This window comes from Rhizobium sp. SG741, from assembly GCF_012275435.1.
Taxonomy (GTDB): Bacteria; Pseudomonadota; Alphaproteobacteria; order Rhizobiales; family Rhizobiaceae; genus Rhizobium; species Rhizobium lusitanum.
The window spans coordinates 1-19,929 of sequence record NZ_JAAZQP010000026.1 but is presented as its reverse complement, the minus strand read 5'-3'; the positions used below and the strand labels follow the sequence as shown (position 1 = coordinate 19,929).

20 protein-coding genes and 3 pseudogenes are annotated in these 19,929 nt (G+C 57.7%); 11 read left to right on the top strand and 12 right to left on the bottom strand.

The annotated features are described in order from the left end of the window. Window positions 1–44 precede the first annotated feature (44 nt). The gene (locus FHT29_RS33505) at window positions 45–965 is read right to left on the bottom strand and encodes a LysR family transcriptional regulator (protein WP_047555801.1); all 921 of its coding nucleotides are present in this window, start codon (window positions 963–965) and stop codon (window positions 45–47) included. Between the two features lie 217 nt (window positions 966–1,182). On the opposite strand from FHT29_RS33505, the gene FHT29_RS33500 reads away from it, so the two are divergent. The 10 genes and pseudogenes from FHT29_RS33500 (at window position 1,183) to FHT29_RS34870 (ending at window position 8,091) form a co-directional block, all read left to right on the top strand. Beyond that, on the top strand, window positions 1,183–2,766 hold the full coding sequence (locus FHT29_RS33500) for an NAD(P)/FAD-dependent oxidoreductase (protein ID WP_168601142.1): 1,584 nt from the start codon (window positions 1,183–1,185) through the stop codon (window positions 2,764–2,766). Beyond that, window positions 2,763–2,984: a hypothetical protein gene (locus FHT29_RS33495; RefSeq protein WP_168601141.1), complete on the top strand. Its 222-nt coding sequence runs from the start codon at window positions 2,763–2,765 to the stop codon at window positions 2,982–2,984. Before FHT29_RS33500 ends, FHT29_RS33495 begins: the two co-directional genes overlap by 4 nt. Next, window positions 2,981–4,009 (top strand): NADPH:quinone oxidoreductase family protein, encoded by a 1,029-nt coding sequence (locus FHT29_RS33490; protein ID WP_168601140.1) that lies wholly within the window; start codon window positions 2,981–2,983, stop codon window positions 4,007–4,009. The genes FHT29_RS33495 and FHT29_RS33490 overlap by 4 nt, the downstream gene beginning before the upstream one ends. Continuing rightward, complete coding sequence (locus FHT29_RS33485; RefSeq protein ID WP_168596060.1) at window positions 4,002–4,775, top strand: SDR family oxidoreductase; 774 nt, start codon at window positions 4,002–4,004, stop codon at window positions 4,773–4,775. Before FHT29_RS33490 ends, FHT29_RS33485 begins: the two co-directional genes overlap by 8 nt. A 51-nt stretch (window positions 4,776–4,826) precedes the next feature. Further along, window positions 4,827–5,213 (top strand): ester cyclase, encoded by a 387-nt coding sequence (locus FHT29_RS33480; RefSeq protein WP_168601139.1) that lies wholly within the window; start codon window positions 4,827–4,829, stop codon window positions 5,211–5,213. Window positions 5,214–5,284: 71 nt separating this feature from the next. Beyond that, a complete protein-coding gene (locus FHT29_RS35145) occupies window positions 5,285–5,365 on the top strand; it encodes a hypothetical protein (protein ID WP_348644922.1) in 81 nt (26 codons plus the stop codon). Between the two features lie 112 nt (window positions 5,366–5,477). Beyond that, window positions 5,478–5,654: pseudogene (locus FHT29_RS35140) on the top strand (SDR family NAD(P)-dependent oxidoreductase); the annotation flags it as partial. A 103-nt stretch (window positions 5,655–5,757) separates the two neighbouring features. Next, entirely contained in the window at window positions 5,758–5,997 is a 240-nt protein-coding gene (locus FHT29_RS35135; RefSeq protein WP_246704818.1) for a hypothetical protein, read from the top strand. Between the two features lie 1,369 nt (window positions 5,998–7,366). Beyond that, window positions 7,367–7,603 (top strand): hypothetical protein, encoded by a 237-nt coding sequence (locus tag FHT29_RS34875; protein WP_246703214.1) that lies wholly within the window; start codon window positions 7,367–7,369, stop codon window positions 7,601–7,603. 74 nt (window positions 7,604–7,677) lie between these two features. Continuing rightward, window positions 7,678–8,091 (top strand): annotated as a pseudogene (locus tag FHT29_RS34870) (DDE-type integrase/transposase/recombinase). Window positions 8,092–8,270: 179 nt separating this feature from the next. Here the strand turns inward: FHT29_RS34870 and FHT29_RS34865 are convergent. The 10 genes and pseudogenes from FHT29_RS34865 to FHT29_RS33415 all read right to left on the bottom strand — a co-directional run. Then, window positions 8,271–8,393: pseudogene (locus FHT29_RS34865) on the bottom strand (sugar kinase); the annotation flags it as partial. 32 nt (window positions 8,394–8,425) lie between these two features. Beyond that, complete coding sequence (ugpC, locus tag FHT29_RS33455) at window positions 8,426–9,484, bottom strand: sn-glycerol-3-phosphate ABC transporter ATP-binding protein UgpC (protein ID WP_168601138.1); 1,059 nt, start codon at window positions 9,482–9,484, stop codon at window positions 8,426–8,428. A 41-nt stretch (window positions 9,485–9,525) separates the two neighbouring features. Further along, window positions 9,526–10,839, bottom strand: coding sequence for a D-tagatose-bisphosphate aldolase, class II, non-catalytic subunit (locus tag FHT29_RS33450; protein ID WP_168601137.1), 1,314 nt, complete (start codon window positions 10,837–10,839; stop codon window positions 9,526–9,528). Then, window positions 10,836–11,789: an SIS domain-containing protein gene (locus FHT29_RS33445; protein ID WP_047555785.1), complete on the bottom strand. Its 954-nt coding sequence runs from the start codon at window positions 11,787–11,789 to the stop codon at window positions 10,836–10,838. Before FHT29_RS33445 ends, FHT29_RS33450 begins: the two co-directional genes overlap by 4 nt. An 11-nt stretch (window positions 11,790–11,800) precedes the next feature. Then, the gene (locus tag FHT29_RS33440; protein ID WP_168601136.1) at window positions 11,801–12,658 is read right to left on the bottom strand and encodes a carbohydrate ABC transporter permease; all 858 of its coding nucleotides are present in this window, start codon (window positions 12,656–12,658) and stop codon (window positions 11,801–11,803) included. After that, entirely contained in the window at window positions 12,658–13,575 is a 918-nt protein-coding gene (locus FHT29_RS33435) for a sugar ABC transporter permease (protein ID WP_168601135.1), read from the bottom strand. Before FHT29_RS33435 ends, FHT29_RS33440 begins: the two co-directional genes overlap by 1 nt. Continuing rightward, window positions 13,572–14,825: a sugar ABC transporter substrate-binding protein gene (locus FHT29_RS33430; RefSeq protein WP_092576079.1), complete on the bottom strand. Its 1,254-nt coding sequence runs from the start codon at window positions 14,823–14,825 to the stop codon at window positions 13,572–13,574. The genes FHT29_RS33435 and FHT29_RS33430 overlap by 4 nt, the downstream gene beginning before the upstream one ends. A gap of 36 nt (window positions 14,826–14,861) precedes the next feature. After that, window positions 14,862–15,812, bottom strand: a complete 951-nt coding sequence (locus tag FHT29_RS33425; protein ID WP_168601134.1) for a BadF/BadG/BcrA/BcrD ATPase family protein — start codon at window positions 15,810–15,812, stop codon at window positions 14,862–14,864. Next, entirely contained in the window at window positions 15,809–16,603 is a 795-nt protein-coding gene (locus FHT29_RS33420) for a DeoR/GlpR family DNA-binding transcription regulator (RefSeq protein ID WP_168601133.1), read from the bottom strand. Before FHT29_RS33420 ends, FHT29_RS33425 begins: the two co-directional genes overlap by 4 nt. A gap of 147 nt (window positions 16,604–16,750) precedes the next feature. Beyond that, window positions 16,751–18,067 carry an alpha-glucosidase/alpha-galactosidase gene (locus FHT29_RS33415; RefSeq protein ID WP_168601132.1) on the bottom strand — a complete coding sequence of 439 codons (1,317 nt, stop codon included), beginning with the start codon at window positions 18,065–18,067 and terminating at the stop codon, window positions 16,751–16,753. A gap of 97 nt (window positions 18,068–18,164) precedes the next feature. On the opposite strand from FHT29_RS33415, the gene FHT29_RS33410 reads away from it, so the two are divergent. After that, window positions 18,165–19,016: a helix-turn-helix domain-containing protein gene (locus FHT29_RS33410; RefSeq protein WP_348644920.1), complete on the top strand. Its 852-nt coding sequence runs from the start codon at window positions 18,165–18,167 to the stop codon at window positions 19,014–19,016. Between the two features lie 531 nt (window positions 19,017–19,547). On the opposite strand, the gene FHT29_RS33405 is transcribed toward FHT29_RS33410, so the two are convergent. Continuing rightward, a partial coding sequence (locus FHT29_RS33405) for a hypothetical protein (protein WP_210255637.1) occupies window positions 19,548–19,929 on the bottom strand: 382 nt, incomplete at its 5' end.

Genomic DNA, 19,929 nt, shown 5'->3' with positions numbered 1-19,929 from the left:
CCGCCTTGTTCGTCGGGAGGGAGCGGACCTGTCACAGTTCCCGATCAGGCAGACACCGTGTCGAGCATTCGCGCGTGGGTCTCCATCCGTTCAACGAGCCACTGAATGGCGGGATCGCCGCGGCTCGAAGCGCGCCACTGGACGCATTCTTCAAAGGCAGGAAGGGTCGTGGGGATCTCGAATATTCTCAGCGGGAAATGCCGCGCATAATCATGAGCAAGCCGGCGATGAAAGATCGCGATCCTCTGCGTGCCCATCAAATAATGCGGCACGAGGCTCCATGATGGAACGATCACCTCGATCCTTCGCGGTGAAAAAGACCTCTCGAGAAACGTCGCGTCGGTGGTCGGCAGGCCGGACCCGCCCAGTCTTACAAGAACATGCCGCATCGCCAGGAAAGCCTCGATATCAGTGACATTGTCTACGGCGTCGTTGTCGGCGCAGGCGACGCCGACGAAATCATCGGCGAAGAGCGGCTTGAAAGGGTGATTTTGCGAAAGCGCCTGCTGGGGACCGAGCAGGACGTCGATGCGCCCCGCTTCCAACGCCTCGCTCGGGAGATCGGCATATTGGTGCAGGTCGAAAGTCATCCCAGGCGCCTCCACCGAAAGCGCACGCAAAACATTCGCCAGAAAGATCGTCGCCGCATAGTCCGACACCATCACGGTGAAACTCCGCCGTGCTTCCTGTGGCAAGAACCGCGTTTGGACGGCCAAACGCGAACGGACGGTTGCCAGTATTTCCTTTGCCGGAACGGAAAGCGCCGCGCCCAGAGGCGTGGGTATCATCTGCTTACCGTTTTGCGTCAGGAGATCGTCGTTGAAGTATTGCCGCAACCTGTTCAGTGCACCGCTCATGCCGGGTTGGCTGATATTCAACTTCTCAGCCGCCCTGGTGACGTTCCGTTCGGTCAGGATGGCGTCGAGCGCGACGATCAGGTTGAGATCCAAGCCATTGAAATGCATTTCATCACCCCGGCAGGAAAGCCGACGGCCTTGACGCGATCAGCCGCGTTGCCTTGAGCTTTCGCGCTTCAACAATTTGTCTTAGCTATGGTAATACATAAAAGAAATCATTTTTGCAAATGCTCTGGTCGTTGATACAACCTTCTAGGAGACAAATGTGATGACGTGAAGCGGCTGGAGCGCTTCGCGTCGGACACAGGGATTTCGGGAGGAAATCGTGAGTACATCCACAACGTACGACGTCATCGCCATTGGTTCGGGACATAACGGACTGATCGCCGCCGCCTATCTTGCGAAAGCCGGCAAGAGCGTTCTTGTCCTCGAAAGCCAGCCGTGGCTGGGAGGCGGTGTTGTCACGCGCGAATTGACCGCACCAGGTTTCTGGCACGATCAGCACAGCACAGCCCATATCTTCATCCAGGCCAATCCCGTCCTTGCCAGGGACGAACTCGGACTGAAATCCCGTTACGGCCTTGAATACATCTATCCCGATCCGCCGCATATTTCCGTCTTCGACGACGGGGAGACGCTGTCGCTTTATACGGACCGATCGAAGAATTATGCGGCGATCGCACACTTCTCCAAAGCGGACGCAGACTCGTTTCTGAAGCTTGCCGAATTGGGCGACCGCATTCTCCCCATGCTTTTGTCGGGTCTCTACTCACCCCCGATTCCCAACGGCGCCATGAGCGCCATGCTCGACCAGAGCCGGGAGGGCCGTGAAATTCTGATGATCATGCAGAAAAGCGCCCTCGACATCATCACCGAGTATTTCGAGAACGACTATGTCCGGGTGCATTTGCTCAAGCTGGTGACGGAAAACCTTCAGCTCCCGGACGAGATGGGCACAGGCATCGGGTTGTTCATGTTCGTCGCCTTTCTCGAGCGCTACGGCATTGGCGTCGCCAAGGGCGGCAGCGGTGCGCTGACAGACGCACTCGTTGCCCAGCTGCGCGATCATGGCGGCACCATCCTGACCGAAACCAGGGTCGAAAAGGTGCTGGTCAAGGGTGACCGCGCCGTTGGCGTCCGGACCGCGGCCGGCGAATATTTCGCAAGGGATTGCATCATCGGCGCACTCCACCCCCACCGTCTGCATGCCTATATCGACAACCTCGATCCCTACGTCGACAAGGCCGCCCGCAAAACCCGGCCGGCAGCATTCAGCGCGTTTGTCGTTCATGGCGCGCTGAAGGAGCCTGCGAAGTTTGCGGCTGGTGGCCATGTGAACGGCACGATCATCACGGAGCTGCTTCCGACCCGGCTCGAACATTTGCGGCGGTCCTTTGATGAACTGCGTTACGGCATGCTGCCTGAAAGGCCGCTTTTCGGCGCCAATTGCCCGTCCAATGTCGATCCCACGAGAGCACCTGCGGGCAACGCGACATTCCTGATGTTCAGCTATGCGCCCTATGACCTCAAGGATGGCGGTGCCGCGCGCTGGGACAGCTACAAGGAAGAGTATGCCGACTGGCTTTGCGAAAAAGCCGGCACATTCATCACCAATCTCGGCAAGGACAACTTCATCGCCCGTGCGGTTTACAGTCCGCTCGATCTGGAACGCGATTCAGAAAGCTTCCAGAAGGGCGACATTCACGGCATCGCGCCCTACTCCTATCAATTCGGCTCCCACCGCCCGACACCCGACCTCGGTGGCCTGACGGTTCCCGGCATTGAGCGCCTGTTCCTCGTCGGTCCGTTCATGCATCCCGGCGGCGGCGTCTTCGGCGCCGGCAGAGCCGCCGCGATGAAGGCGTTTGAGGCAATGGGGCTCGATTTCGACAAGGTGAGCGCGGCATGAAAATCTTCACAACAGACAAAACCGAACTCATGACGATAAGCTCGATTGAGGAAGAGGGCGCAGACCTGCTGATCAAAGGCAAGATCTTTGGCGCCATGCCCATGTCTGCCGTCATCACGCCCGAACAGGCACGACTGGCTTTGCGGCTGCTGACGCCACGATTGATCTGGTTCCTGTTGCGCCTGCCGTTCAAACGTACCCAGGGAGTATCCAAATGAGCCCGTCGCAAACAATGCTGTCGGTCCGTTTTCACCAGACCGGCGGCCCGGATGTTCTGAAGGTGGAAACCCTGGCGCGTCCTCAGCCGAAAGCGGATGAGGTGGTAGTCCGCGTTCTCGCAGCCGGCGTCAATTTTGCCGATCTGGTCCGGCGGCGTGGCGACCATTATCCCGTGCCCACCCCGCTGCCCTTCAATCCGGGCTGCGAATTTGCCGGTGTCGTCGAAAGTTGCGGCGACGGTGTGGACAGCGCGCGGATCGGCGAGCGCGTCATCGGCGCCAATATCACCGGGGGCGCTTACGCCGACTACATGACCGTCGACGCAGCAAGCCTGATGCCATGGCCCGACGGGCTTTCGCCCGAACAGGCGGCGATGCTTCCCATTCAGGGCCTGACGGCATTTCTGGCCCTCACGGACTCTGGAATGTTGACACCCAACGACACGGTCTTCGTGCAGGGTGCCACCGGGGGCGTCGGCTCCCTGATCGTGAGGATTGCCAAGGCACTCGGTGCCAGGCGGATCATCGCCGGCGTCGGCAATGAAAGCAAAGCCGGACTGGCGATGGCCGGTGGCGCAGACGCCGTCATCGACTATTCTAAGCCGGACTGGACGGACGCCGTGCGCGCCGCCAATGACGGCCATGGCGTCGATCTCGTCATGGATGCGACCTCGGGACGGATCCTGGAAGGCGCATTCGATTGCCTCGCGCCGAACGGCCGCGCGGTGGTCTACGGCCATGCCGCGCCGACGCCCAACCCGATCAACGTAACGAAATTGCTGGAAGGCAATCTGCGTGTCACCGGCTTCTTTCTGGGCGACTACTACAGAAGACAGCCGGAAGTCGTGGTTGCGGCCTTGAAGAGCTTCGAACCGCTGTTCAAAAGCGGGCGTCTCGACCTCGCACCGGCAAAGGTGCTGCCGTTTGCCAAGGCCGCGGAGGCCCATCGCCTGATGGAGGAGCGAAACGGCGGAGGCAAAATCATTCTGGTGCCCGCAAGCCGCATGGAGGACCGCAATGGTTGAGGATTTCGACGGCAAGGTCGTCATTGTAACCGGCGCAACATCAGGAATTGGTTTCGCCACTGCTCTGGCCTTTGCCGAGAAGGGGGCGCGGCTCATCCTGAGTGGACGCGCGTCGTTAGATCCCATTGTCTCGCAATGCCGCACGCTGGGCGCGGAGGCTTTCGGCCTGTCCGGCGATCTTGGCAACGCCGAACTGAGCCGGAAGATCATAGCGGAGGCGACCAGCCGGTTCGGGACCGTCGATGTCCTGATCAATAACGCAGGTTTCGGGACTTCCGGCGGTGTAGAGACCTTGGAGGAAGAGCAATTGCGCGCGGTCTGGGAGGTGAACTTCCTCGGTGCCTTTCGCCTGTCGCGCCTCGCCATTCCCATCATGCGCCAGCACGGCGGCGGTGCAATCCTCTTTACCACCGCGCTTGCCGGCATGTACGGCATGGCCAACGCCCTTGCCTATTCGACCAGCAAGGCCGCCGTCATCAATCTTTGCAAGGCGATGGCAATGGAGGTCAGCCGCGACGGCATCAATTGCAATTGCGTGAGCCCGGGCCCCGTCGACACGCCAATGCTGCAGGAAGCAATCGATGCCTATGGAATTTCGCGCGACGAATTCCGGGCAGTTTCCCCGACCGGCCGTATTGCCACGGCGCAAGATGTCGCTAGTGCATTGTTGTTTCTGTCATCTGGCGCTGCCCGCTCGATCAACGGTCATGTCTTGGTTGTCGATAACGGCATGTATGCAGGCATGTTTACTCCAAGACCGGCGTGAGGCCTCGCGTTGAAACCCGCAAAAAAGTTAGTCGTCAATAGGAAGCTACAGATGAGTGAGAGAATACAGTCCGACAAGGATATCGCCTTGGATTTTCATCGCCGCGCCTTCATTGAAAAGGATCCGGTTTCGGCTATTAGCGCCCACGTCGGTTCAACCTATATACAGCACAATCCCCAGGTGGCCGACGGCCCTGAAGGCTTTGTCGGCTTTGTTAAAGGTTTTCACCAGCAGTTTCCGGATTTCAAAATCGAAATCAAACGCACGATTGCCGACGGCGATCTCGTTGCAATACACTTTTGCGCCTATTTGAACAAAGAGGACCGCGGAACTGCCGGCGTCGATATATTTCGTATTGAAAGGGGCAAGGTGGTTGAACATTGGGACATTCTTCAGCCGATCCCCGAGCAGGCAGCCAATTCCAACGGCATGTTCTAAGAGGGGCTTGATCAGGTGGAGCGCAGCCTCACATCGCTCGGCCGGTTTGGCGAGCCCGTGAAGTCGCGAGCGTGGTGGCGTTTCTGGCGGGTCCGGCTGCTGGTCTGATCACCGGTGCGGTTCTCAGTGTAGACGCCGGCTTCAACGCTTGATTTGCTCTTCGCGTTTCCGGACGTCGTGCTTTACGGCATCCGGCACGCGATTTTCAATTCCGGCTGTAAGATGCGTTGACAGCGGTTTGTATCTGTCAACGAAGCTGTGCAAATGAGTGGAATGCACGTCAAGGCCTTCGCCAAGATGGGCCAAGGGGCAGTGATCAATATCTCTTCCGTGCTGGCCCTCGCCCCGGAACGCTATGACGGCATCTACAGCGGCTCGAAGTCGTTCCTGCTGAACCTCAGCCAATCGATGACGGCGCACTACTCCAGTCAAGGTCTCTACATGCAAGCCGTCCTCCCCGGCGCGACACGGACGGAACTCTGGGAGCGGTCGGGCAAGGACATCAACTCTTTCCCAATCGATGCTGATGGAGGTGGAGGATCTTGTGGACGCTGCGCTTGTCGGCTTCGACCGCCGCGAGCCTGTGACCATTCCTCCGCTTCCCGACGACGCACCTTGGACCGCCATGCAGGACGCTCGTCTTTCCATGGCTCCGACCCTTTCGCGGCGCGCAGTGGCCGCCCGCTACCAATCCTCACGGCAATCGAAAGGAATTGAAATGATCGTTTCCTTGGAGGCTGCGCCCACGAAATATCTCGAAGCTGGACGCATCCGCTTCGCTTAGCGCCGCCTCGGCCCAGATGCAGGAACGCCGCTGATCCTCCTGCAGCACTTCTATTCGGCAGAGTCTACGCTGTGCGGCGAAAGCCTCCATCTGATAACGATCATCTGCATGTCAGCACGGCCACGCGATAACCACTTAGTGCAGAGTCATTCTGACCGAATGCAACAAGAAGGGAAGACAACTGGGCCTACTTATAAAAGACGGCATTTCAAATGGCGTCGGTTCCAGAGTAAGTTATTTTGTACGCGGTTCACTAGTATTGCAACGAGGCCGGTATGCGCGCCTCAGCGTCCGTACCGAATAAAGCTTGCATCAGATACTCCTAAGATCTGAATTTACTCGCAGCAACATCGGCGTCATTAATTCTGACAGTCCAATGATTGCAAAGGAGCGTGTTATGGCGCCCGTTAAGACCGAGGATTACGAAACCTCAGCGATCGAAAATACAGTCTCCCTCTCCCTCGGCACGCGGGTGGCACGTGATTCGTCAGCTTCCGCCATGAGACACAAATCCGACGACGTATTGCGGCTGAAGGCCGAAGGTAAGTCAACGGATTGTATCGTCCGAGAGGCAGGTGTTAGTCGGTCAACTGTCACCAGAATTTTGCGTTACGTCGAACGAGCATCAGCAGGGTAGAAGTCGGTGATGCTCCAGCTGGATAGCTGTGAACCTATCACCAATGGAGCTCAAACATCAAACGCAGCGGCGTAGGAGCATAAGTCGCGGCGGCGATGGACAGGCGTATTATTTACATCTGCATTTCGAACTTAAGGGACAGATCCCAGACAAGATAATCGTCAAGCTCTGCTAGCTGCAGCATATGTTGCACAGATTGAGGTAGCTGTCGCGGTATCGCCCATAATCTCCACATCCTGGTTTGTGAACATGTGTTGGGTCTTCACGCCCTTACAGGACGCCTTGTTCCATTTCATCAGATTATCGGAGCTAATGATCTGCGACGGTTTGACACCTCCGAAATCAATGACCACCTCATCCGAAAAAAGTTGGCGGTGATCTTCCCATCGCTTTTGATCGGCATACGATCCAACCCGGCTCAAAACCCTTTGGATGGACAGGATATCCACCACGTCCGCAGTCGATATGAAGCTTCTACGCATACATATTCCCTCTTCAATTGGGGTTTGACATGAGCGCCCAGTCATCGAGCGCTCGACTTTCCACTGATCAGAGCGGCCGCAAAGCCAGAGCTGCAAACCAGTTTGCGGGCCTCCACAGATCAAGCCCGGCGGAAAGCCGCGCTATTCTCGCGAGCCGATCTGAGGGGAATTCCGGCGGAAGCCGGCTCATCACCTGCCGGAACGGTACTGCCAAGTTGTTTGAGGCTGGCGTGTCAGGTATCGAGGCGCAATGAAATTGCCGCGCCTTTTTCCCCGGTTGAAGGGGTCTCGCTTTCCGCGTGAGATTGTTGCTTATGCGGTGGGGGCCTATTACCGGTTTTCGCTGAGCACGGCGGATGTGGAAGACCTGCTTGCTGAACGCGGTGTGATCGTCAGCCGGGAAACTGTTCGATTATGGATTAATCGCTTTGACCGCCATTTTGCCACCTGCATTCGCAGGGATCGCCCCAAGCCAAATGACAAGTAGCATATGGATGAGGCCGTCATTGCAATCGCGGACAGAAGTTCTGGCTCTGGCGGGCGATCGATGCTGATGGCGATGTGCTCGACATCTTGGTTCAGCGGCGCCGCAACACCAAGGCGGCCAAGCGTTTCTTCTCCGGACTGGTCAGGGGCAATTTGGCGAGCCGCGCGTCGTCGTGACGGACAAGCCTGGCAGCTACGTCAAGCTTATACAGACCCTGGCGCCGGATGCCGATCATCGGGCGCCGGGGTCTGAACAACAGAATTGAAAACTCGCACCGGTTGACCCGAAAACGCGAGAAGATCATGGGGCGGTTCAAATCGCCTCGTCAGGCGCAACGCTTCCTGTCAGCCCATAACCAAATCAATACGATCTTTCGCCCTCGCCGCGACAGTCTTACCGCCATTTCATACCGCCATGCGCGGATTGACGCATTCGGCCTGTGGGCCGAGTACACCGCTGAATGGCGGCGTAAAATAGCCGCCCCGTAATGGCACGCGACCAGCCTCAAACAACTTGGCAATACCGTTTTCGGACCCGAAGAGTTGGATACCCTTCGCCTCACCAAGACACGGTTTGCAAGGAAACAGGGCAGAAAATCACGGATCCCAATGCCGGCGGTCGGTTCGCTACCTGTTTGCGACAGAACCGTTTTGCGGCTCGGTCGATGAAAAATCGCTGGCGCACCGGACGGGAACGGGCCGACTAGGTTCATGGGAGATCGGAAGCCATAGCCTTTTTCGAGCGCGACGATCTCGACGAGGACTTCTCCGATAACTAGGATCTTATTCAATATGATCTCCCATAGCCGGCAAGCGGATACATTTACGACGTAAGCCGCGTTCCACTCACCGAGTCGAACAAATGCACCTTCGCGAGATTGGGCGACAATTTGATATGATCGCCGGCTCTAAGGTCAAGGCGTTCCCTAACACTTGCAATCATCTGGTCAGGTCCGACTTTCACGGTCACTTGCGTCTCGGCACCGGTCGGTTCGACAAGCACGACCTCGCCGTTCAAGCCGTCGCCCTCCACGCCAAGGTGCTCGGGTCGTATGCCATAAGTGATCTCGTGGCTATCATGAACCGAAATCCCCGGAGGCAACGGAAGTGTGACATCATCGTTTGAAACAAAGCTGCCCCCTATGCTCTTGCCCTTGATGAAGTTCATTCCGGGTGAGCCGATGAACCCAGCGACGAAAAGGTTCTCCGGGCGGTCGTAGAGGTCGAGGGGCGAACCGATCTGCTCCACGTAGCCATCACGCATCACAACGATCTTATCGGCCATGGTCATCGCCTCGATCTGATCGTGCGTCACGTAGATCGTGGTCGTCCTCAACCGCTGGTGCAGCTGTTTTATTTCCGAGCGCATCTGCACGCGTAGCTTCGCATCGAGATTGGAAAGCGGCTCGTCGAAAAGGAACACTTGCGGATTGCGAACGATAGCTCGACCCATCGCGACGCGCTGGCGCTGTCCTCCTGACAGGTTGCGGGGATGGCGTTCGAGAAGATGCTCGAGGCTCAATATCTGGGCTGCTTCTCGAACGCGCGCCTTGATCTGGTCTTTAGGAGCTTTTGCCAGTCTGAGCGAGAACCCCATGTTCTCCTCGACGGTCATATGAGGATAAAGAGCATATGACTGGAACACCATCGCAATGTCCCTTTCCTTTGGCGCTACGTCGTTGACGACGCGACCTGCGATGGAGATTCGCCCATCGGAAATCTCTTCGAGCCCAGCAATCATCCGCAGAAGCGTGGATTTCCCGCACCCCGACGGGCCGACGAGGATGACAAATTCGCCGTCCTGGATATCAATGTCGACCCCGTGAAGGATCTCGTGGTGGCCATAACTCTTGCGAGCATTCGCGACGCTGACTGACGCCATGGGTATCTCCGGTTTGAACGCTTTTGCGGCGAGGGCTGCGCTTATCGCAACTGACGAGTAGTGGCCGTTGCCACCGAATAGGGCGCTAACGCGCTGTCGATCGCTGCGAAGCAGAGATCCCTCGCTCGCGGCGGTACCCGTCCCGCTACAACGTCTGGGTAAACACGAGCCAGGTGCTGGCTTATGAGGGTTTCAGGGATTGTATCGGGAAGCTCTGCAAACAAGCTTTCCACCGCGCGCAGTGCCTCGCTCTCTGGCCAGTAATAGCGAATGCGGTCGCTGTAGCTGAAGTGCCGTTGCAATCGCATCTCATCGCTGGAGCCATGATAATGGCCCGACCAATGCTGCGGCTGGCCTACCATGATCGCTTCCATTTCTGCTGGCAAATTGCCTGCGGTACGTTCCGGCAAGAGAATGGCTCGGATCGCATCAAGAGCGTAAAACGCTTCCCGCAGTGCGAAGGTCAGACCGGGTCCGACTTTCAGGATCGCAAATCCGTCATCGACGAGAGAGGAAAGTCCCTCAGCGGTCTGATAATCCGTAGAATGGGCCTCGAATAGCAAACCCGGCATACGATTGAGTCTGGATGCAAGTTCGCGGGCCTTTTCAGGTTTATACAAGACCACGTTCGCATTTCCGAACTCGACACCGGGCTGAACGACGACCCCTATGACCCGGTCCATTGCCTCCGAGACGGCCGCCTCGTCGAATGCGGCCGCGTGCACAGCCAGCGTCTTCGCCGCAGCTTCTGACCTCGTCACTTCGAGTTCCTCGATCGCATGTGTCGCGCCGCCGGGAGGCGGAACTTCGGTTCCGATGATATAGACAGGCGGTCGGCGGCCGGCGCGTCGCGCTGCGTCCTCCGCTGCTTTCGCAAGCCGTGCCGCCCGCTCGGCGGTCAGTTCATCAGGCAAAGCCGCTGCTTCCCCGGCGCATCCCATTGAGGTGTCGAGGTGCAACTTTTCGAAGCCCGCCTCGACATAGGCTTCCACCATCTTCGCAGCCCGCGACATCGCTTCTTCGGCGGCGAGCTTCCTCCACGGGTTGGGTCCGAGATGATCGCCGCCGAAAATTATGTTTTCTGGACGGAAGCCGACCTTTTCGGCTATCCTCTCGATAAACCTGCGGAAAGCCGCCGGTGTCATCCCCGTGTAGCCGCCTTCCTGGTTGACCTGATTGCAGGTGGCCTCGATCAAGGCAACGCTGCCCTCGTCAGAGGCGCGCCGTAGCGCGGCCTCGACGACGAGCGGGTGTGCGGAGCAAACGGAAACGATGCCGCGTGGCAACTCTCGCTTCCGTTCGCCGAAAAGCTTGGAGAATGCGATTTTCCGGTTCTGGTCGACGATCTCGCTCATGCCAGCTTCACAACCTTCGTGAGGTGCCTTGGCTGGACGGTGTCGATGCCGCGGGACCGCGCGACCCGCTCTCCGAGGATCTGAAGCGCAGGCAGGAGAGCCAGGCCCGCAAGCGACAGATCGAAGTCGACCGCGAGTTCGATATCGCCCGGACCGCCGATCCCGATCACGAAGGCACCCTTTTCGCGCAGCTCCTCGACAAGCTTCATTTCCGCATCCTTCTGATCGGTGCTGTAGAGCATGACGGCTGCCGTCTTGGCGTCGACGAGGCTGATCGGGCCATGTCTGTACTCGAGGGGATGAAACGGTTGCGTCATAACCTGGCTCATTTCCAAAAGCTTCAGCGCGCCCTCCGAAGCGATACCGAACAAGGGGCCGCCACCGAGGAAGACAAAATGGCCGCGGTCCAGAACTTCATAGTCGAGGACTTCATCCAGCTTCTCTGCAAGAGTTTGGGCAGAAGCGACGATCGATGCGGGGATTTCGGAGCCTACCATCTGCAGACCGAGCAAGAGCATCAAGCTCGCGGAGGCGGTCATGACGATACCTTCCTCTGCATGCGTCGGCGATGTGACAACCGAATCGCTGTTCTTGGCAAGCGTACTGTCCGCCTCGACGGTGAGTGCCGTCACGAAGGCGCCGTTTTCCCGGCTGTTTTTCGCGGCGGCAACGGTTTCGGTCGTTTCACCGCTGCGAGAGATCGCAACGACATGGGTGTTCTTCCAGTCGGACCAAAAGTAGGAGGGTCGGTTGAGCCATTCGGCACCGGGAACCGCGATAGCTCGGCGGCCGGCGCGGTTCGCGTAGGCGGCAAGCGACATGGCGAGGTAGTAGGAAGTTCCGCATCCCACGTAAACGAGGACGTCCTGTCTGGCAGTCGCACTGTTCGCACCCCGCGCCTTTTCCCAAAATGGAAACTGCTCGCGGATGACTTTTTCGGTGGTGTTCATTTTAGCTCCGATTACTTGACCGAGCCTGCCAGCAATCCGCTGACCAGATATCGGTTGAGAAAGATGACGACCAAGGCCGGGATAACGATCGCGATGGAACCGCTGGCCGTGATCAGCCCGTAGTCGATGAAGTTCTTGGTGACGAACTCAGGGATCAATACCGTCAACGGCTTGGTCGCCTGAGGCGAGAAAATGAGCGGCACGAGGTACTGCCCCCAGGCCCCTAGAAACGTCAGGATCGCTGCTGCCGTCAGACCGGGGCCTGCAAGGGGGAGTACGATCTTGAAAAGGATGTACAAGCGCCCTGCCCCATCAAGCTGCGCCGCCTCTTCGAGTGCCAGCGGCAACGCTTCGAACACGCTGCGCAACAGCCAGAGCGACAGCGGCAGGTAGGCAGACACGTAAATAAGGGCAACCCCGACATAGGTATCGACGAGATGCATCTTGATCATGATCTGGTAGAGCGGGATCAGAACGGCGTAAGCCGGAACGGCAAGAGTTGCCACAACCAGTCCGAAGAGAACGTCACGCCCGGGAAAGCGCATGCGAGTGAACGCATAGGCACCGAGCGCGGACACCGCGACGCATAGAAGCGTGGCGGCCGCCGAAGTAATCACGCTGTTTAGAAGCGCCAGTCGAAACTGCCGCCATACCTCGACCCCTCCGATACGGTCGACATTGATGCCGAGAAGTCGAGAATAGTGGTCGAACGTGAAATGCTGCGGGAAGAAACGGATCGGCCTGACCGAGAAGTCGTCCGTTGGCGTTACCGAACTGGCGACCGTCCAGTAGATCGGGCCGAGAGACCAGACCAGCAGAACGGCGATGCCCGTCCATATCATCACACGATGATGGAGCGATGTTTTCATCAATCGAACCTCGTGTTGCGATAGACCCGGAGAACGTAGACGAGCGAGATGAGCAATGAGACGAAGGTGATGACAACCGACAAGGCCATGCCATATGAGAAACGCAAGTTCTGGAATGTCTCGAGATAGATCTGAACAAGGATCGGCCGAGTTTCCAGGCTTGATCCGCCTAAGACCCACGCCTCGTCGAAGAGGTTGAATGCATTCACCGTAGCGTTGGTCATCGACACAGCGATCGCGCTTCGTACCAGCGGCAACGTGACGAGAGCGAACATCTGTGGTCGTGTCGCTCCGTCGATACGGGCTGCTTCGTAAAGGTGCGCCGGGATACTTTGCATCGCCGCCAGTACGATCACGATCGTTAAAGGCATCATCCGCCACACGTGGACGACAGTGACGGCAATGATCGCACTCGTGCGGTCATTGAACCAGACATGGTTCTCGAAAGGCAGTCCCAAAAATGTCAGGATACCATTCAGGAGGCCTGCGCCCGGCTGGTATATCCAGAGCCAGATGACCGAATTTACGACGCCCGGGAGAGCCCACGGTAGTATGACCGCCGCGAGCACCCACTGCCGACCTACCCTGATTTGGTTGATCAACGATGCGGCCAGGACGCCAAATACCGTTTCGGCGACAACCGCCAGCACAACGTAGATAAGCGTATTCATCCAAGTGCTGCCGAGCTGGGCGTCGGACAGCATTCGAGTGTAATTATCAAGTCCGACGAATGGCGTCCCGGCTTTCATCGGGTTGATCCGATGGAGGCTGTCCCACATCGTCCGCGTCATCGGATAGAAGACGAGGGCCGCCATCGTTATGAATATCGGGGACACCAACAGCACGCCCAGCGCGGTGTCGGCATTCCGGCCGACACCCTTCTTCGCCGCGGTCCCGCTATAGGAGACAGCGCTCATTGCGCCATTGCCTGCTTCGTTGCGTAAGCGATACTTTCCACTGCCTGATCAACGGTCATCTGGCCCTTGGCAACGCTGTTGATCGCGGTGTTCACGCCGCTCGAGAACTGGGGATACCACGGAGGTGTTCCCTGCGGGAAAAGCGCTTCGACGGTCTTCGATTGCGCGATCAACGCGTCACCGCTGTTCAACTTGCCTTCGGAGTTCAGCTCGCTCAATGCAGACGTCCTGGTCGGAAGGAAGCCGTTCGCCATGTTTTTCTTTTGAAACTCGCGGCTTGTGAACCACTTGACGAAGGCCACTGCCGCGTCCTTGTTCGGGGAAACGTTCGGAATGGCAAGCGCCTCCGGCAGACCGAAGCTGCGTGTTTCTCCGCTTTCCGTCGGAACGAGGATTGCCTCGACCTGTCCGGCAACCTTCGACTGCTTCGGATCGTTCATCGAGCCAAGGCGACCGGGTTCACCCGAGATCATGATGCTTGTGAGCCCTTGTGAGAAGATACCTTCGTTGATCTGGCTATCTTTCAGTCCGGTAGACGCAGGATCGACCAGACCCTCCTTCAGAAGCATGAGCTCAAATGCGAGCGCCCTGTAACCTGCCGAGTCAGGCTTGGTGAAGAGCGGATTGAAATCTTTGTCGAACAACTCGCCGCCGAAGGCCTTCGTCAGAAGATACCAGCTCGTCGATGCGCCTTCGGTAGCTGAAAGCGGTAGGCCGATCGGATAAGTGGCGATGCCCTTTTCCTTGATTTTCTTTGCCGCTGCGACCAGCTGATCGAGAGTCTTGGGCATCTCTGTGACCCCTGCGTCGGCGAAATGCTTTTTGTTGACCAGCATCACGCGGAAATCGTTGGTGTATGGGATCCCGAGAAGCTTGCCATCGACGGTAAAGATCTTGGCAACACCGATGTCTTTGATCGTGTCAGCGTCGACCACATCGTTCAGGGGCATATACCAGTCGGCAGCTGCGAACTGGCCCGTCCAGGACCAGTCGAATTCCGTCACGTCGGCGGGGGCAGTGCCTGCGACGAGGGCCGTCACCAGTTTCGGTCGGATGTCATCCCACGAGAGTGTCTGCAAATCGACATGGATGCCCGTCTCCGCTTCGAATGCCGATGCAATGTCAGGCCCTTGTGGCGATGGCATCAGCACGGTGATGGACTTACCCGCTAGGGGCTTGTCCTGTGCGGCAGCAGGGAGAGCGATGGCCAGCGCGGCCGAAGTGAGCAGTAACAAGAATTTCTTACGCATGTTCCCATCCTTCTTATGTTTAGACCCGGCATCGGTTCAATGCTCAAACGCCGCCTTCGCCGATTTTGCGACGCGTTCGATCCAGCCTTCATCTGTGGGCCAGTCGAGAAGTTGGGCGGCAGCGAAAAGAGCTCCGCCGATTGGGGGCAAGCTCGGACAAACCGGGGGACGGCCGATCCGCTTTGCCAGTGCATCGAGAAGCAGCCTGCTTCGGAACGTTCCGCCCGCGTAGGTCCAGTTTGCTCCCGGCTCGCACTGCGCGGCTATCGCAAGGTGGTGGCTCGCAAGCTGGTCCGCAGCCAATTCGAGAACAGCAATTGCGGTATCATCGCCTGCTGCCGCTGTGCGATCGACGACCGCCGCCAGAGCGGCAATGCTTGAACGTCTAGCGTGCGCTGTTGCCCAGGAGCTCAGCGACTCCATAGGATTGTTCCGATCCAGGCCGAGGTGAGAGAAGATCGCGTCGGTCAAGGCAGTCGGAGCAGAACGCCGATCGATGCTTTGACTCACCGCGTTGAGTGCCAATCGACCGATCCAGTGGCTGCTGCCCTCATCCCCGACAATGTCGCCCCATCCGCCGACCCGAAAAGATTCACCCGCCCGATCTCGCGCCCAAGCCATCGACCCCGTGCCCGAGAGCAGGAGTATCCCGGACCTGCCTGCAAAGGCTCCAAGATGTGCCGCATCTACATCGTTCAGGACGCGAGTGCGGGCGTTCGGAAACGCTCGGTTGACGACCTCGTCCAGTTGCCGCGAAATCGTCGCCACTTCACCGAAGACCGGGAGGGCTGCCGCGACCGAGACCAACCCTTCTTGGTGACGGAAGGGCTCCAGGCATCGACTGAGTTCGTCACGCCAATCGGGATTGTCCATGGCGTTCACACCACCCCCGAGGCCAGTTCGAAGGAAGGTGCCGTTTCGGTCGGCAAGAGCGAGCATCATTTTCGTGCCGCCACCGTCAACGCCGAGAATCAGGTCAGGCCTCAAGACTTCGCCCCCTGATCAGCAAACAAAGTCTCGACACCGGCCTTTTCGAGCTGCGTGCGCCATTCGTTGGACAGACCGTCGTCGGTGATCAACTTTGCCTCGCTGAGTGGGGCAACCTTGTAGGTCGCAGTCGTACCGAACTTCGTCGAGTCCGTGAGGACGAACTTGCTGTTTGACCGAGCCAGCATCTTTCGATTGACGCTGGCTTCTGCACTGTCGACGCTGTAGATCGCGCCGTCGTTGCTGATCGCGCTGGCACCAAGGAAAAGCTGGTCGAACCAGATGGATTCCAGCATGGCTTCGGCTTGCGGACCCACGAGGGACGCGTTTTCGCTGCGAAGCTGTCCTCCAACCAGAACGACTTCGAGGTTTGGAACGTTTATGAACTCCTGAGCCACGATCAAACCGTTCGTGAATATCCGCAGAGGAATCGGATTGATGCGGATCAGCTTGGCTAACTGCAGAACGGTCGTCCCGGCATCGAGGAAGATCGCCGCTCGGGGGGACAGGAGCTCATACGCGTGCGCGGCGATCGCGCGCTTGGCGGCCAGCTGCCGCTTTTCGCGCTCCTGGAATGCCAGTTCCACAGAAGTACCTTCCGCGATCCGGGCACCCCCGTGCACGCGATCGATGGCGCCTGCTTCCTGCAGCACCTGAAGATCGCGTCGAACCGTAGCGAGCGACGCGCCCACGGCGTCGGCAATATCCTGGATACTAGAGAACCCATTCGCATAGAGATGACTACGTATGAGATCGAGCCGATCGGTCTTCAAACCATTGGTCAGACTCATGAGCACCTCCTCTCGTCATTCAATGGTGATCACATAACGGCTCATTTCGCTCACTGTCAATCACAATATTGATTTTTTATGATCGATTTAACGAACAAAAAACGGCGCTGGATGAGCGCCGTTGTGTGTCTTCCGATGTTGAGCTTTTCAGCGATAGGCGGGTAGCAGATCGCCGTGTCGCTCGATCAGGTCATCGACCATGCGCCAGATCTCGTCCGGCGACAGTTCAGCGGAAGTGTGCGGATCAAGGAGCGCTGCCTGGTAAATCCTGTCCCGCTTCCCAGTGAGAGCGGCCTCGACCGTGAGTTCCTGGACGGAAATGCTCAACTTCATGACAGCGGCAAGCTGAGAAGGAATCCGGCCGATCCGGATAGGTTGAATTCCGTTGCGATCCACGTGGCACGGCACCTCGACGATGCATTCGGGGGGAAGGTTTTCAATCAGCCCTGCGTTGGGCACATTGCCGTAGATGAGAGCGGGCTTCCCGGTCGCCGCAGCATGGATGATGCCAGCAGCATATTCGTTGCTCCGGCAGACGTCTATTGGCTTGCCGCCCTCCAGATCCTGTCGTAGAGCGTGCCACTCGGATATCTGGACCTCGCATCGGCGGATATACTCGTCGAGCGGGATGTTGAGCTCATTGATGAGTTCCGGGCGTCGATCTTTGATGTACCAGGACGTATATTCCGAAAAGTGCTCGCTGGACTCCGTAACGAAGAAGCCGAGCCTCTTGAGCGCATCGAACCGCACTCGGTCGTCCTCGGGCACGTTGCCCTCTGCGGCAAGCGCCTTTAGCCGGGGATACAGATCCTCGCGCCGGCCGTCGACATGAAGTTTCTCGTACTTCAGGAAGAACGCAATGTGATTGATCCCTGCGGAAAGGTAGTTGATCTCGCCGATGTCTTCTCCCAGGCATTCGGCAAGGTGGCCCGCTGTGTGCTGAACGCTGTGGCAGAGACCTACATTGCGGATCTCCGGCGCGATCTCCTTGATTGCCCAGCAATTGATCGCCATCGGGTTCACGTATTGCATAAGCAGGGCGTCGGGGCAGACTTCCTGCATGTCGCGGCAGATGATGTCCAGGACTGGGATGGTGCGAAGGCCCCGGAAAATGCCTCCAATGCCCAGCGTGTCTGCAATGGTCTGACGCAGACCGTATTGCTTCGGGATATCGAAATCCGTCACGGTCGCAGGCTTGTAGCCGCCCACCTGCATCATCAGGATCACGAAATCCGCATCTTTTAGCGCTTCCCTCCGATTGAGCGTCGCTTCGATCCGCACACGGTTCAGATGCAAGGCCTCGCAGATGCGACGGGCCACGATTTCTGAAGTTTTCAGTCGCTCCGGATTGATATCGAAAAGACTGATGACATAGTCGTGGTCAGTCGGCGTCGATAAGACGTCACCGAGAATGTTTTGAGCGAAGACGGTGCTTCCGGCTCCAACGAGGCAAATTTTCGGCATGGGGTTGCTCCCGAGTTGATGACCGACAACTGATTGCCTCTTCCCACCGAGAATTTCTTCCTGCTAAATGGAAAATAATTCCAGGATCGGAGCATGTGTGGGCAACGAATCGACGGCAAGCGAAGGTAAGTGGATTGGATCCCCGCGAGACTTTACGGTTGAGCGCCACGTCGCGGACACGATGATCTCTGCCCATTGGCACGACCACATAGAGATCAATCTCCTCCTTGAGGGATCGATGACCTACCTGTTCAACGGGAAACAGGAATATGTGGAAGCGGGTCGAATGGTGCTGTTCTGGGCAGCAATCCCGCACCAGACCATCTTCGTCACTCCGGAGTCTCCGCTGGTATGCGTCTATCTCCCTCTCGTGGACTTTCTCGCTTTGCCGATCGACGCGGCGTCGAGACAGGCAGTCCTTCAGGGTGCGTTCGTAAACGAAGCCGGAGCCTCCAGCGGGACCATCAACGTTCGCCAGCGCTGGGCCGATGAATGGCTGGTAGGCGGCTCGGCGCGCCAGCAACTGGTAAAGGATGAAGTGTCGATCGTGGTCCGGCGACTGATTCTCGATCACACGTTCGACAGGCCTACAATGGCCTCCAATCCGAGATTGTCGGGTTCGGAGATACGATACACCCAACTCCTAACTGATTTGATCGGTCAGCGATATGGTGAAGCGCTGACACTGGCGGCGATAGCAAAGCACGCGAACGTCCACTCGACCACTGCCAGCAGAGCATTTCGCAGCGTATTGGGAATATCCGTGATGGAGTACTTGACCCGGTATCGGTTGGCTCGCGCCATGCAGAGGCTAGCCGAAACGGATGACTCGATTTTGGACATCGCGGACGATTGCGGGTTTGGGTCGGCTGCTCGTTTCTACGAAGTTTTCAAAAGGCAGACGGGTATGACGCCCAGGCACTTTCGCGTTTCCACCAGGCCGAGGTAGCAAGGTGTCGAAACTGGAATGGGGATTACTCAGCCCGAGCAACGGCTACCACCATAAAACGCACAACATTGGCGCCCGCGCTGATCGAACTTATCGGCCGACGTTTATTGGAGAGACAGCCAAGGACCACCAATTGGTGGCTATCGGGGTTCCGTCGCCGACGTGAAGCGGATCACCTCATTGGTAAGAACACTTAGTAGTGGTCAAAACCATCCGGTTGCGGAAATGATATCCGATTTTCCACGCTCCAAAGGGAGCAAGCCCCCGCCTTCAAGGGAATCGGTGTTTTGCCTGAGCAGGCGTCGGCCGACACATGTCGTCGCCGGACCGAGCAGTCAATGCGGAGAGGAAGGGAATCGAACTTCTCATCCGATGGAGGCGTTATATGACGCCTTAGTCCGGAGTTAAGTATTTAATACAAATAAGATAATTTTAGTCGACGCTGCTCCGTAAACAATGCTCCCATGCGTGTGAGGGCGGACGCCGACATGCTCGGTCTGCCGATCGTAACGGCCTATTCGCCTCAGCACATCAGCTTTTCCCGGACATGGCGCCATCACCTCGATGGCCTTGCTCAGACGACAATTCGAATTCATTGAACGCGTGCCGACACAATAGCATGAAAATCGCTTCGTTTATGTCACGTCCGTCGAGGAGGCTGGGATTGGCGCGCAACACATCAATCGTCCGCTGAGTAACGCGCGTTGCCCCCGTGTCGGATCTGACAAATTTGCGAGTCCAAAGCAATAACGCTTCACGAAAATTGAGATCATTTGGAATAGATGCATATTTTTGAAAGGGCATAACACCGCTCATCTGTATCCATCCGAGGTGGGCCGCAGGACTTAATGGGGCTCGCGTGGTAACGTCGGGTTCATGGAGATCGATGAGGACAAGATCGACGATGCCGTCT